Origin of the sequence: Sandaracinus amylolyticus (assembly GCF_000737325.1) — a bacterium.
Classification (GTDB): Bacteria; Myxococcota_A; Polyangia; order Polyangiales; family Sandaracinaceae; genus Sandaracinus; species Sandaracinus amylolyticus.
In genome coordinates this window covers 3,051,826-3,064,710 of record NZ_CP011125.1, presented here as the reverse complement: position 1 = coordinate 3,064,710, position 12,885 = coordinate 3,051,826, and the positions used below count along the sequence as shown (strand labels likewise).

The following is a 12,885-nucleotide window of genomic DNA, read 5'->3' as shown; positions in this document are numbered from 1 at the left end:
GTCCTCGTGCGCGGAGCGCTACGGAATCAGCAGCGAAGACGTGTCGCGCCGACGGGCGCGACGCGTCGAGAGCGCTTCGGGCGGGTGGGGGACCCGGGCCGGCTTCGCAGAAGGACTGATTGCAGCGCGCTCGCGCCGAAGAGCGCGAGCGAGCGTCGCAATCAGTAGCGGTACCACTCGCTCTTGAACGGACCCTGCACGGGCACGCCGAGGTACTCGGCCTGCTTGCTCGTGAGCTTCGTGAGCTTCACGCCGAGCTTGTCGAGGTGCAGGCGCGCGACCTTCTCGTCGAGCTCCTTCGGGAGCACGTAGACCTTGCCGCGCTCGTACTTCTTCGGCTCGGTCCAGAGCGCGAGCTGCGCGAGCACCTGGTTGGTGAAGCTCGCGCTCATCACGAAGCTCGGGTGACCCGTGGCGCAGCCGAGGTTCACGAGGCGGCCGCGCGCGAGCACGATGATCTTCTTCCCGTCGGGGAAGACGAAGTGATCGACCTGCGCCTTGATGTTCTCCTCACGCACGCCGTTCTTCGCGTCCGTGAGCGAGGCGATCTGGATCTCGCTGTCGAAGTGACCGATGTTGCACACGATCGCGTTGTTCTTCATCCGCTTCATGTGCTCGAACGTGATGACGTCGGCGCACCCGGTCGCGGTCACGAAGATGTCGGCCTTGTCCGCCGCCTCGTCCATCGTGACGACGTCGTAGCCCTCCATCGCCGCCTGCAGCGCGCAGATCGGATCGACCTCGGTGATCCACACGCGCGCGCCCTGGCCGCGCAGCGACTGCGCCGAGCCCTTGCCCACGTCGCCGTAGCCCGCGACGACCGCGATCTTGCCGCTCAGCATCACGTCGGTCGCGCGCATGATCGAGTCGACCAGCGAGTGACGGCAGCCGTAGAGGTTGTCGAACTTCGACTTCGTGACCGAGTCGTTGACGTTGATCGCGGGCAGCGCGAGCGTGCCCTTCTTCATCATCTCGTAGAGGCGGTGCACGCCGGTCGTCGTCTCCTCCGAGAGGCCGACGATCTGCGGGAGCAGGTCCTTGCGCTTCTCGTGGACGAGGATCGTGAGGTCACCACCGTCGTCGAGGATCATGTTCGGGCCCTTGCCCGTCTCGAAGCAATCGAGCTGCTGCTCGATGCACCACCAGTACTCCTCCTCGGTCTCGCCCTTCCACGCGAACACCGGGACGCCCGCCGCCGCGATCGCCGCCGCCGCGTGATCCTGCGTCGAGAAGATGTTGCAGCTGGTCCAGGTGACCTCGGCGCCGAGCTCCTTGAGGGTCTCGATCAGCACCGCGGTCTGGATCGTCATGTGGAGGCAGCCCGCGATGCGCGCGCCCTTGAGCGGCTGCTTGCCCTTGTGCTCGGCGCGGATCGCCATGAGGCCGGGCATCTCGGTCTCGGCGATCTCGATCTCCTTGCGACCCCACGCCGCGAGGCTGATGTCGGCGACCTTGTACTTCGCGGTCTGGTTCGGCTTCTGCGTCATCTGTCCGGTCTCCTCGTTCTCTTCGATCGTTCGAATGCGCTCACGCGCGGCGCGCGACGAGCACCTGCCATCCGACGTGGGCGTCGGGCCCGCGTCCTCGCACGCCGCTCGGCACGCCGCGCACCACTGCGCGCGCGAGACCGGCGTCGTGCGCCATCGAGACGAGCTCGCGCTCGTCGAAGCCGAGCCACAGGTCGGCCTGCTGCTCGCGCAGCCGCTCGTCCTCGTGGGTCTGGTAGTCGAGCACCACCACCGCGCCGCCGTCGCAGCCGTCCTTCGCGGGACGCGCGAGCGCGGCGAGCGCCTCGAGCAGCTTCACCGGCTTGGGCGCGTGGTGGAGGATGCGCGACGCGAACACGACGTCGGCACCGCCGAGCGCGCGCACGCGACGTCGCACCGCCGCGTCGTCGACCTCGCCCTCGACGAGCTCGACGTTCGCGTAGCCGCGACGCGACACGCGCTGCGCCGCGCGCGCGAGGCGCGCCGAGCTGCGATCGAGACCGACCACGCGATCGAAGAGCGGCGCGAGCACGTCGAGCAGACGACCGTCGCCGGTGCCCGCGTCCACGGCGAGCTGGCGTCGCTCGATCAGCGGCGCGAGCGCGGCGAGGTACGCGGGGAGCTCGGGCGGGAGCGCGTCGGGCTCGAGCTCGCCCTCGCTCTGACCACCGCGCGCGAAGAAGTCACGCGCGGCCGCGTCGCGCTTGCGCACGATCTCGGCGACACGCGCGAGGCTTCCGTCCTGCTCGCAGAGCGCACGACCGGCACGCAGCGCGTCGGCGACCACGGCGTCCTCGGGCGCGCCCTCGGCGACGCGCACGAAGACGCGCGTGCCCTGCTTGCGATCGACGAGCAGCCCGGCGCGACGGAGCGCGGCGACGTGCTTGCTGACGTTCGGCTGCGACTCGTGGAGGAGCTCCGCGAGCTCACCGACCGAGAGCTCGTCCTCCGACGCGAGGACGAGCAGACGGATGCGGAACGGCTCTCCGAGCAGTCGGTAGAGCTCCCAGCGCGCCTCGGCGAGGAGGGCCGACGAGAGGGCGTTCGCCGCGTCCACGGCGGACGATATATGCGACGATGCGCATGGACGCAAGCAACGAGTTTTGTCTCAGGAATTGGGGTGATTCACTGGAAGTTCTGGACCGCCCAGACCTCGCCGTCGGGCGTCGTGAAGAACCCGCAGGCCACCTCGCCGAAGTCCGGGTTCGTCATGTTCAGGTAGTGGCCGTGCGCTGCGAAGTCCTCGCCCGGGCCTTCGTCCCACATGAGCTGGAGGCACCCGCTGATCGTGTCGTCGACGCTGCCCCACCCCGGGCACTCGTTCTGTCCGAACCCGCCCGGCGAGCAGATGCCGTCGCCGAAGCCGGCGTGCGGCGAGCGCGTGCTGTCGTGCTCGGCGTGCATCGATGCGCACGACTCGCCCTCGGTCCAGCGCGCGAGCGGCGGCAGGCACTGGCACTCCCAGCGCAGCTGGTTGATGCGCGCGACGCAGTCCGCGGCAGGGTCGCCGGTGCTCGGAAGCGGAGCGGGCGAGCAGTCGGGGATCGGCGCGGCGAGCGGGCCGTCCTCGCAGTCGCCGCGCGTACCGCCGTCACCGCCGCCCGAGCCTCCGTCGTCGTCGCCGCACGCGACGAGCGAGAGCACGAGCAGCGAGAGCACCACGGATCGAGATGCGCGCACGGGACCTCCGCAGGAGGCCCCCATCGTACTCTCACGCGATCACAACGACGACGCGGCGAACGTGTCGCACGCGGCGGGATCGCCCGCCGAGAGCCCCTGACGGAACCAGCGCACGCGCTGCTCCGAGCTGCCGTGCGTGAACGACTCCGGCACCGCGTAGCCGCGGGCGCGCGCCTGCAGTCGATCGTCTCCGATCGCCGCGGCGGCGCGCAGGCCTTCTTCGACGTCGCCCGGCTCGAGCAGGCCGCGCTGCGCCGCGTGATGTCCCCACACGCCGGCGTAGCAGTCGGCCTGCAGCTCCTGTCGCACCGACAGCGCGTTCGCCTGCGCCTCGGGCAGCGCGCGCATGCGCGCGTCGACCTGCGACGACGTGCCGAGCACGTTCTGCACGTGATGACCGACCTCGTGCGCGATCACGTACGCCTGCGCGAAGTCGCCGGGCGCGCCGAACTCGCGATCGAGCTCGCGGAAGAACGAGAGGTCGAGGTACACGCGCGAGTCGGGCGGACAGTAGAACGGACCCACCGCGGCCGACTGGAAGCCGCACGCGGAGCGCACCTGCCCATCGAACAACACGAGCTCGGGCTGCGGGTACTGCACGCCGTGGCGCGCGAGCAGCGCGGGCCACGTGTCCTCGGTGCTGCCGAGCACGACCGACACGAACTGCGCGGTCGCGTCGCTCGCGGGCGGCGCGACGGCGGGCGCGTCGCTCGGGTACGAAGCGTCGCCACCGCCGGTGAGCATGCTCGGATCGACACCGAGGAAGAGCGAGATCGCGAGCACCGCGAGCGCGACCAGACCGCCGCCGGCGCGCATCGGGATGGGGAGGCGCATTGCACCACCTCCGCCACCGCTGCCACGGAGATCTCGGACGTTCGTGCTTCGTCGACCTTGCTGCCAGCGCACGACGAGGGATGTAGTCCCGCGCCTTCGATCAACGACGCTTCGCGAGCAGCACCACGCCGAAGATCACGCCGAGCGTGAGGATGATCGTCGCGCCGCTCGCGACGTTGAGGTGGTAGCTGAGCAAGAGACCGAGCGCGGCGCCGCCGGTCCCGAGCGCGAGCGCGTACGCAGCGACGCCCGGCAGCGTGCGGCCGAGCATGCGCGCGGTCGCGGCGGGGATGACGATGAACGAGCTCACGAGCGCGATGCCGACCGTCTTCACCGCGACGACGATCACGACCGCGACGAGCGCGAGCAGCATCGAGTCGAGCGCGGCGACGGGCACGCCTGCGATCGCGGCGAGCTCGGCGTCGAACGTCGCGAACGCGAGGCGCGACCACGTCGCGGCGAGCACGAGCCCGGACGCGACCGCGACACCGGCGACCACCCAGAGATCGTTGTTCGAGATCGCGAGGATCGATCCGAAGAGCACCGACTCGACGTTCACCGGCGGCGCATCGTTGGGGCGCAGCCCGAGGAAGAGCACGCCGAGCGCGAACGACACCGAGAAGAACACGCCGACCGCGACGTCGCCGCGCAGCTTTCCGCGGCGCAGCACCCACGCGATCCCGAGCGCGATCGCGACGGTGAACGGCAGCGCGACCCACGTCGCGCGGTCGACCGCGACGCCGATCAGCAAGCCGAGCGCGATGCCGCCGAACGCCGCGTGCGCGAGACCGTCGCCGAGGAACGAGAGGCCGCGCTGCACGACGAACACACCGAGCGTCGCGCAGAGACCGCCGACGATCGTCCCCGCGATCAGCGCGCGGATCATGAAGCTCTGCGAGAGCGGCTCGAGCAGCCAGTCCATTCAGTCCTCGTCGGGAAACGCGCTCTCGCTGCCGAGCGCGCGCGCCGAGGCTCCGTCGTGCAGCGCCTCGAACGAGCGTCGGCCGAGCAGCTCGTGCGGAAGGCCCCACGCGGTGAGGTGTCCGTCCGTGAGATACACGACGCGCTCGGCGGTGCGCGCGATCGCGGCGAGGTTGTGGGTCACGAGGATCGCGGCGAGCTCGTCGGACGCCGAGACTTCCGCGAGCACGTCGAGGAACTCGCCGCGCCCCTTCACGTCGACGCCCGCGGTGGGCTCGTCGAGGATCAACAGCGCGGGGTCGTTCACCAGCGCGCGCGCGAGGAACACGCGCTGGGTCTCGCCACCGCTGAGTCCCGCGATCGGCTTGTCGAGCAGCGGCTCACCACCGACGCGACGCAGCACCTTGCGCGCACGCTCGCGCTCCTGGTCCGTGATGCGGAAGGGCCAGGTGCCGCGCATCGACGCGACGATCAGATCGATCGCGCGCGCCGGGAAGTCGCGATCGAAGCTCTTTCGCTGCGGCACGTAGCCGACCGCGTGGCGCCCTTCGTGGGCCGGCTTGCCGAGGATCTCGATCGTGCCCGACGTCGGCTTCAAGAGGCCGAGCACCGTCTTGAGGAACGTGCTCTTGCCCGCGCCGTTCGGGCCGCAGAGACACACGAACTCGCCCTTCGGGATCCAGAAGCTCACGTCGTGCAGGATCACGCGCGACTCGATCACGACGCTGACCTGCTTCGCGTCGAGCACGATCGGCAGCGACGTGCGATCGGGGATCGTGAGCTGTCGCGAAGACGTCGTCATCGCAGCGCGCGCTCGAGCACGTCGGTGTTCGCGCGGAGCAGCGCTTCGTAGCTCGTGCTGGTGCCGCTGCCGCCGATCGGATCGAGCTCGAAGAGCGGCACGTTCGCTTGCTGCGCGACGACGCGCGCCGGGCGCGGATCGAGCTGCGGCTCCGAGAAGAGCGCGGCCGCGCCGCTCGCGCGGATCGCGCCGAGCACGTCCTGCATGTAGCGCGGCGTCGGCTCGCGACCGGGGAACGGCTCGATCACCGCGGCGATGTTCAAGCCGTAGCGCTCGGCGTAGTAGCCGAACGAGCCATGGAACGTGACGATCGTGCGGCGCGTCCAGGCGCGCGCGCGTGCGTCGATCTCGTCGTGGAGGCGACCGAGCTCGGCCTCGACCTGCGCGCCGCGCTCGCGGAAGCCGGCCGCGCCCTCGGCGTCGATGCGCGAGAACGCCTCGACGAGGAGCGGCACCGCGCGCCGCATGCGCACCGGATCGAGCCAGAAGTGCGGGTCGATCCCGCCGTGGTGATGATGGTGCTCGTCCTCGTGCGCGCCGTCGTCGTGGTGCTCTTCGTCTTCGTGCTCGTCGAGCTCGTCGCCGACCTCGTGCGCGGTGAGACGACGCGGCTCGAGCCGCGGACCGAGCTCGAGCATCTCGGGCTCGGCGTCGCTCGCGCCGCGCACGATGCGCTCGGCCCACTCGTCCATCTCGAGCCCGACGAGCACCGCGAGGCGCGCATCGGCCACCCGCGCGACCTCGCGCGGCGTCGGATCGTAGCCGTGCTCCGAGCGCCCGGGCGGGAGCACGCAGACGACGTCGAGGCGATCCCCCGCGACACGACGCGCGACGTCGTAGAGCGGGAAGATCGACACCGCGACGCGCGGTCGCCCTCCCCCGCTCTGCTCCCCACCGCCGCTGCCGCACGCGATCACGAGCGCGGCGAGCGCAGCGCTCACGAACCGCCCCACCCTGAGCCTCATCGCCGCGAGCCTAACACCGGGCGCGCAGCGACTCAGCTCACGTCGTCGCGAGGCCCGCCTTCACGCGCAGCGCCTGGAACTCCGGGAGCGCGCGCAGCGGCGCGAGATCCCCATCGCGATCGATCACCGAGGGATCGGAGAGCCCCGCGTCGATCGCCTTCTCGAGCCACCCGAGCGCGTCCGCGCCGCGCCCCAGCTGACCGAGCGCGCACGCGACGTTGAACGCGTCGCTCGCCTGCCCGAAGCGCGCGAAGAGTCGCTCGCCGAGCTTCGCCGCGGGCTCGTGGTGCCCCGCGTAGAACGCCTCGTTCACGACGATCTGGAGCGCACGCACGCCGACCGCTTCGCTCTTACCTGCGTCGTCGAGGATCGCGAGCACGTCGTCGTAGCGCGCCGATCCCGCTGCGGCGCGCGCGAGACGCTTCGCGACGAAGTCGTCCGCGCGGCCGACGATCGCCTCCGCGAGCGGCTTCACCGCCTGCGCGGGACGGCCGAGCTCGAGCTGGATCACGCCCTCGAGCAGCGCGTCGGGAAGACGACCGCGCGGCAGCATGCGGAGCGCCTGCGCGGCGCCCTCGGGATCGTTGGTGAGCGCGCGGCCCCACGCGAGCAGGTGCGCGACGTCGAAGCGATCGTCGTCGCTCCGAGCGCGCGACACGAGCGCCTCCGCGATGCGATGCACGCGCGGCGCATCGCCGGCCTCGAGCGCCGACCAACCTTCGCGCAGCGGCGCCTCGAGCGACTCGGACTGCGGTGCGGGCGCGCGCGGACGCATGCGCGCCTGGCTCTGAAGTCGATCGGCGAACTGCGAGCTCGCCTGCCACTCGCGGTAGTTCTGCCAGGCGAGCATCCCGATCACGAACACCATGAAGAGGTTCTGCACCGCGAGCGCCAGCGCGATCAGCGCAGCCGCGACGACGATCGAGAACAGACGTGCGAAACGCTGACCGCGCGCACCGAAGAAGCGATCTAGCGCGGCGGCCATGATGTTCCCGCCGTCGAGACCGACGATCGGAACCAGGTTGAAGATCGCCCACCAGAAGTTGGTGAGGAAGATGTCACGCGCGATCATCGTCGCGACACGCGGCATCGCCACCGACGTGAGCGCGAAGTAGGCCGCGCCTCCGATGACGAGCCCGACGAGCGGCCCGGCGAAGCTGACCCAGATGCTCCGCGCGTGCGTGAGCCTGCCTGCGGCCATGCGCGTCACGCCGCCGAACGCGAGCAGGTGCACCTCGGGGTTCAACCCGTAGCGCCGCGCAGCGAGCGCATGCCCCATCTCGTGCAGGAGGATCGCGACGAAGACGATCGGGATCCACCACGTGAGCCCGATCGGCTCGTCCCGGTACCACGGCATGCCGAGGAACACGGCGGAGAGCCAGAAGAACCCGTGGACGCGCACGGGGATGCCGAGGAACGAGAAGGTCACGTTGAGCCCGAAACTCTGGAGCCAGGCGCCGGCACACGCCACCCCGCGAGCGCCTTGCCCACGAAGTCGAGCCGGTCCTGCCCCCAGAACAGCTGATTCCCGACCACGAAACACGGGGCGCCCGGCGCACCGATCTCCATCGCGCGTGTCGTCGCGTCGAAGAGCGTCTGCTTCGCGTCGCCTGCTCGATCGAGCAGCGCGGGATCGAGCGACGCCTCGCGCAAGCACGCGCGCAGCACGTCCGGATCGGCAGGGTCACGATCCTCGACCCAGCACGCACGCATGATCGCGTGCACGAGCGACGCGCGCCTGTCTCCCTCGAGCGACAGAGCGTCGTCGAGCAGCAGCGTCACGCGCAGCGCGTCGACGGTGCGCAGCGGGAAGCGCGACGTGAAGCGGAACGGCACGCCCCAGTGATCCGCCCAGCGCTCGAGATCGATCCGCGCGTGACGGCGCTTCGCTTCACCGAAGCTCTCGAGCGGCACGAGCGGCGTCCCGATCTGCTTGAACAGCGCGCCGAGCAGGAACGGCCGCCACGCGACGCGCGCACCGTGCTCGCGCGCGACGCGCTCGATCTGCGTCGTCCCGAGGTACGCGAACGGGCTCGAGTAGTCGAACCAGCACTCGACGGTCTTGGAGTTGAGATCGATCACGCGCCACGAGCATACCGCCGCGGTTCCCGGTGCGGATCCGCACTTCCGGCTCCACGGCGATCACGACGCTCGCGTATCGTGCCCGGTCACCATGACCATCTCGTTCGACACGCACCCGAGCCGCTACAAGCACTGGAAGCTCTCGTTCGACGGAGAGATCGCGACGCTCGCGATGCAGGTCGATCCGAACGGCGGATTGAAGGAAGGCTACGAGCTCAAGCTCAACTCGTACGACCTCGGCGTCGACATCGAGCTCGCCGACGCGATCCAGCGCGTGCGCTTCGAGCACCCCGAGGTGAAGTGCGTGGTCGTCACGAGCGGCACCGATCGCGTGTTCTGCTCGGGCGCGAACATCTACATGCTCGGCTCGAGCACCCACGCGTGGAAGGTCAACTTCTGCAAGTTCACCAACGAGACGCGCCTGTACCTCGAGGACGCGTCGAAGCACAGCGGCATCAAGTTCCTGTGCGCGGTGAACGGTGCCTGCGCCGGCGGTGGCTACGAGCTCGCGCTCGCGTGCGACGAGATCCTCCTCGTCGACGACGGCTCGAGCGCGGTGAGCCTGCCCGAGGTGCCGCTGCTCGCCGTGCTCCCGGGCACCGGCGGCCTCACGCGCGTCGTCGACAAGCGCAAGGTGCGCCGTGACCTCGCCGACGTGTTCTGCACGACCAGCGAGGGCGTGCGCGGCAAGCGCGCGGTCGAGTGGGGCCTCGTCGACGCGATCGCGCCGCGCAGCCGGTTCGCGGACGCGGTGAAGGAGCGCGCGGCATCGCTCGCGAAGAAGGCGGGCGACGCGAGGAAGGGCGCGGGCATCGAGCTCGACGCGCTCGCGCCCGAGATCGACGGCGGCACCTATCGTTATCGCTTCGTCACGCTCGCGATCGACGCGACGACGCGCGTCGCGACGCTGACGATGAAGGCGCCGACGGGATCGACCCCCGAGGGCGGCGATGCGATCCAAGCGGCGGGCGCGTCGCAGTGGTCGCTGCGTGCGTTCCGCGAGCTCGACGACGCGCTGCTGCGCCTGCGCATCGATCACCTCGACGTCGGCATGCTCGTGCTGCGCACCGAGGGTGACGCGGCGAAGGTCGTCGCGACCGATCGCGCGCTGCACGCGGCGAAGGATCACTGGCTGGCGAACGAGATCCTGCGCCTGCAGGCGCGCGTGCTGCGCCGCCTCGATCTCACGTCGCGATCGATCTTCGCGCTGATCGAGAAGAGCTCGGCGTTCGGTGGCTCGCTGCTCGAGCTCGCGCTCGCGTCGGACCGCATCTACATGCTCGCGGACGACGACGAGGAGGTCGCCATCGCGGTGTCTCCGGCGAACGCGGGCGCGCTCCCGATGAGCCACGGCCTCTCGCGCCTCGAGGCGCGCTTCCAGCGCGAGCCCGAGCGCGTGCAGAAGGTCCTCGCGACCGAAGGCGCGATCACGACCGAGGACGCGAACGCGCTCGGTCTCGTCACCGTCGCGCCCGACGAGATCGACTGGGACGACGACGTGCGCATCGCGATCGAAGAGCGCGCGAGCCTCTCGCCCGACGCGCTCACGGGCATGGAAGCGAGCCTCCGCTTCGCGGGCCCCGAGACGATGGAGACGAAGATCTTCGCGCGCCTCAGCGCGTGGCAGAACTGGATCTTCCAGCGACCCAATGCGGTCGGTCCGCAGGGCGCGCTCACGAAGTACGGGCAGCCCGATCGTGCCGTCTTCGCGTGGACGCGCTGCTAATCGCGCAGCGGCACACGACGCACGAGTTAACACGCGTGTTCACACCGCGGCGAGGTGCTACGAAGCACCTCGCCGTGCGCGTTTTCACGCGCGTCGGGTCATGCGTTTCCGTGAGTGATCACAGCGCCTTTCCACGCGCAGAAAGACGCGGGTGAGCCACCGCACGCGCGGGGTTCGCGAGTGAGCCACCGCACGACGGCCGAAGTGCGCAGCAACCTATCCTGCCACCCGAGATACGCACTCATGTCGCTCACCGACTCGATCCCGAACAACGTCGATCTCGGCTCGGACAAGAAGCTGCTCCGAGCGCTCGAGAAGTGGCAGCCCGACTTCATCAACTGGTGGATGGAGATGGGCCCCGACGGGTTCCAGAAGGACGAGATCTACCTGCGCACTGCGATCTCCGTCGATCCGAAGGGCTGGGCGAATTACGAGTACGTGAAGATGCCCGACTACCGCTGGGGCATCTTCCTCACGCCGCGCGAAGGCGAGCGCGACATCGGCTTCGGTGATCACGCGGGCGACAAGGCGTGGAACGAAGTGCCCGGTGAGCTGCGGTCGATCCTTCGTCGCATCATCGTCACGCAGGCGGACACGGAGCCCGCGTCGGTCGAGCAGCAGCGTCAGCTCGGCAAGACCGCTCCGTCGATGTACGACCTCCGCAATCTCTTCCAGGTGAACGTCGAAGAGGGCCGGCACCTCTGGGCGATGGTGCACCTGCTCCACCAGTACTTCGGTCGTGACGGTCGCGAAGAGGCCGAGGCGCTCCTGCAGCGCCGCAGCGGTCATCCCGACACGCCGCGCATCCTGCAGACGTTCAACGAGAAGACCGACGACTGGCTGTCGTTCTTCATGTTCACGATGTTCACGGACCGCGACGGCAAGTACCAGCTCGCGGCCCTGAGCGAGAGCGGCTTCGATCCGCTCGCGCGTGCGACGCAGTTCATGCTCACCGAGGAGAGCTTCCATCTCTTCACGGGCGAGACCGGCGTCGAGCGCATCGTGCAGCGCGCGGCGGAGCTGACGAAGCTCGATCCGAACGGCGATGCGCGCGCGCAGGGCGGCATCGATCTCGCGACGATCCAGAAGTGGATCAACTTCTGGTTCTCGAGCGCGGTCGAGCTCTTCGGCGGCGAGATCTCGAGCAACGCGGCGGACTACTTCGCGACGGGCCTCAAGGGCCGCTTCCGCGAGCGCGAGAAGTACACCGAGCACAAGGCGCTCGAGGGCGTGTACTCGATGGTCGTGCCGGGCGAGCAGGGTCGCCTCGCGACGCGCGACGTGCCGCTGCGCAACGCGATGAACGAGATCCTGCGCGACGAGTACGTGGCGGACTGCGAGCGCGCCTGTCGCAAGTGGAACCACGTCATCAAGAAGAGCGGGCTCGACGTGGAGCTCTACATCCCGAGCCGCCGCTTCAATCGCTCGATGGGCATGTACGCGGGCCAGTCGTTCGCGCCGAACGGCGAGCCGATCTCGAAGGAGCACTTCGAGTCGATGCGCACGAAGTGGCTGCCCACGCCGGAAGACCGCGAGTACGTGCGCTCGCTGATGACCGCGGTGCACGAGCGCGGGAAGATCGCGAACTGGATCGCGCCGCCGAAGCAGGGCGTCGACGGCAAGCCGTTCGACTGGGAGTACGTGCGCTTCGCGCAGTGATCCCGATCGCGACGTGACGAGCGCGCGCGGCGTGGTGGACGCCGCGCGCGACGCAGTGTGTGCAGTGAGCCGTGATGCGCGACGCGCGCGTCGACGAGCTAGGGGAGACGCGTCGACAATGCAGGCGGGTGAGCGCATCGAGGCGCTGACGCGGCGGTGGATCGCTGCGGGCAAGAACGTCTACGTCGCCAAGGAGCCGCCCTTCGATCCCGACGACGGCGGCGTGCCGCCGGCGATGTGGGACGGAGAGCCGGATCCTTCGGGCTGGGTGCGCTGGCGCGCGACGGAGCCGCGTGTCGCGCCGGGCGACCTGCAGCGCGTGGAGGAGCGCATCGGCGCGAAGCTACCGCCGCTCGTGCGCGCGTGGCTCTCGACGAGCTCGATCGGGCCGCTCGAGAGCGAGCGGCTGCGCCTGCCGGCGTTGTGGTCGGACTCGCCGCTGCGCGACCTCGAGAGCCTGCTCGACGCGTGGTCCCCGCTCGAGCGCGCGGGCTTCGTCGTGATCGGCGAGGACGGGAACGACGCGGGCCCGCTGTGCATCGATCTGGCGGCGCGCGACGAGTGGGGTGACGCGCGCGTGGTCGCGTTCGATCACGAGGCGCTCATCGCGCTCGGTCCGGTCGCGTGCGCGCGACGCGAGATGGTCGCGCCGCTCGCGCAGGCGCGGTTCTCGTCGTTCGCCGCGCTGCTCGACGCGCTCGATCGGAGCTGATCCGGAACACACGCGCG

12 protein-coding genes are annotated in these 12,885 nt (G+C 70.0%); 3 read left to right on the top strand and 9 right to left on the bottom strand.

The genetic code is table 11. The features are described from left to right. Window positions 1-161 precede the first annotated feature (161 nt). The 9 genes from ahcY to DB32_RS12800 form a co-directional block, all read right to left on the bottom strand. Complete coding sequence (gene ahcY, locus DB32_RS12840) at window positions 162-1,514, bottom strand: adenosylhomocysteinase (protein WP_420820939.1); 1,353 nt, start codon at window positions 1,512-1,514, stop codon at window positions 162-164. A 13-nt stretch (window positions 1,515-1,527) separates the two neighbouring features. Further along, the gene (locus DB32_RS12835; protein ID WP_053232718.1) at window positions 1,528-2,544 is read right to left on the bottom strand and encodes an ArsR/SmtB family transcription factor; all 1,017 of its coding nucleotides are present in this window, start codon (window positions 2,542-2,544) and stop codon (window positions 1,528-1,530) included. 68 nt (window positions 2,545-2,612) lie between these two features. Next, on the bottom strand, window positions 2,613-3,146 hold the full coding sequence (locus DB32_RS12830) for a CAP domain-containing protein (protein WP_157068997.1): 534 nt from the start codon (window positions 3,144-3,146) through the stop codon (window positions 2,613-2,615). A gap of 60 nt (window positions 3,147-3,206) precedes the next feature. Next, window positions 3,207-4,073 carry a KPN_02809 family neutral zinc metallopeptidase gene (gene ypfJ, locus DB32_RS12825; protein WP_053232716.1) on the bottom strand — a complete coding sequence of 289 codons (867 nt, stop codon included), beginning with the start codon at window positions 4,071-4,073 and terminating at the stop codon, window positions 3,207-3,209. Between the two features lie 28 nt (window positions 4,074-4,101). Beyond that, window positions 4,102-4,923 (bottom strand): metal ABC transporter permease, encoded by an 822-nt coding sequence (locus DB32_RS12820; RefSeq protein ID WP_205627047.1) that lies wholly within the window; start codon window positions 4,921-4,923, stop codon window positions 4,102-4,104. Then, window positions 4,924-5,724, bottom strand: a complete 801-nt coding sequence (locus DB32_RS12815) for a metal ABC transporter ATP-binding protein (RefSeq protein WP_053232715.1) — start codon at window positions 5,722-5,724, stop codon at window positions 4,924-4,926. Then, window positions 5,721-6,689, bottom strand: a complete 969-nt coding sequence (locus DB32_RS12810) for a metal ABC transporter substrate-binding protein (RefSeq protein WP_083457347.1) — start codon at window positions 6,687-6,689, stop codon at window positions 5,721-5,723. The genes DB32_RS12815 and DB32_RS12810 overlap by 4 nt, the downstream gene beginning before the upstream one ends. A 37-nt stretch (window positions 6,690-6,726) precedes the next feature. Next, window positions 6,727-8,160 carry a site-2 protease family protein gene (locus DB32_RS12805; RefSeq protein ID WP_053232713.1) on the bottom strand — a complete coding sequence of 478 codons (1,434 nt, stop codon included), beginning with the start codon at window positions 8,158-8,160 and terminating at the stop codon, window positions 6,727-6,729. Beyond that, window positions 8,115-8,771 carry a 2-hydroxychromene-2-carboxylate isomerase gene (locus DB32_RS12800; protein ID WP_053232712.1) on the bottom strand — a complete coding sequence of 219 codons (657 nt, stop codon included), beginning with the start codon at window positions 8,769-8,771 and terminating at the stop codon, window positions 8,115-8,117. Before DB32_RS12800 ends, DB32_RS12805 begins: the two co-directional genes overlap by 46 nt. Window positions 8,772-8,862: 91 nt before the next feature. On the opposite strand from DB32_RS12800, the gene boxC reads away from it, so the two are divergent. The 3 genes from boxC to DB32_RS12785 all read left to right on the top strand — a co-directional run bounded on the left by boxC (window position 8,863) and on the right by DB32_RS12785 (window position 12,868). Then, on the top strand, window positions 8,863-10,497 hold the full coding sequence (gene boxC / locus DB32_RS12795) for a 2,3-epoxybenzoyl-CoA dihydrolase (protein ID WP_053232711.1): 1,635 nt from the start codon (window positions 8,863-8,865) through the stop codon (window positions 10,495-10,497). A gap of 243 nt (window positions 10,498-10,740) precedes the next feature. Next, entirely contained in the window at window positions 10,741-12,156 is a 1,416-nt protein-coding gene (gene boxB, locus DB32_RS12790; RefSeq protein WP_053232710.1) for a benzoyl-CoA 2,3-epoxidase subunit BoxB, read from the top strand. Window positions 12,157-12,274: 118 nt separating this feature from the next. Then, entirely contained in the window at window positions 12,275-12,868 is a 594-nt protein-coding gene (locus DB32_RS12785) for an SMI1/KNR4 family protein (RefSeq protein ID WP_053232709.1), read from the top strand. Window positions 12,869-12,885: the final 17 nt, after the last annotated feature.